Origin of the sequence: Undibacterium sp. TC9W, from assembly GCF_049339865.1 — a bacterium.
In the GTDB taxonomy this organism is placed as follows: domain Bacteria; phylum Pseudomonadota; class Gammaproteobacteria; order Burkholderiales; family Burkholderiaceae_D; genus Undibacterium.
On the sequence record NZ_JBMPPJ010000067.1, the window covers coordinates 1 to 631 of the forward strand.

Genomic DNA, 631 nt, shown 5'->3' on the forward strand with positions numbered 1-631 from the left:
TGATGGTGAAGACATGTGTCGTACCATCATAAGTTGCGGACGTAATCGTTGGTGCAGTGACATTCGATACTGTCACGCCATTGGCAGTCAGGTCGGCACTGGAGGTCGTTGTCTGATCCCAGGATGCGGCAGCGGCCAGGTTGAAGGTGGTGGTATCAACGGCGGTGGTGCCGTTGTTGTTCAAGATGCCGTTGATGGCCAGTTTGTCGGCAGCGTTCAGGGTCACTGCAAAAGCAGTTGAACTGCTGGCGGTGACGTTGGCGGTGGTTAATGTGTAAGAACCAGCCTGACCTGTGATGGACAGTTTAGTGACATCAATGGTGTCACCACCGACGATGTTGACGGCGGAGACGCTCAGGATGCCGGTTGCTGCGTCGTAGGTGGAACTTAAAATACTTGGTGCGGCGTTCGATACGGTGATGCCATTGCCTGTCAGGTCAGCGATATTGCCGCTAGTGATGACGCTATTCCAGTCGTCGGCTGCGGCCAGGTTATAGGTGGTGGAACTGCTGGCGGAAGACGTGCCGTTTTTATTGAGAAGGCCATCCACGGCCGCGATATCCGCGCCAGCCAAAGTAAACGTAAAGCTGGTATCGGATGTTACTTCGACGTTGCCTGTAGTGGTCAGCGT

General features: G+C 54.5%; 1 protein-coding gene. It reads right to left on the reverse strand.

All coding sequences use genetic code 11. The features are described from left to right. The coding region (locus ACO0LN_RS30270) for a hypothetical protein (protein ID WP_422980467.1) at positions 1 to 631 on the reverse strand (631 nt) is incomplete at both ends.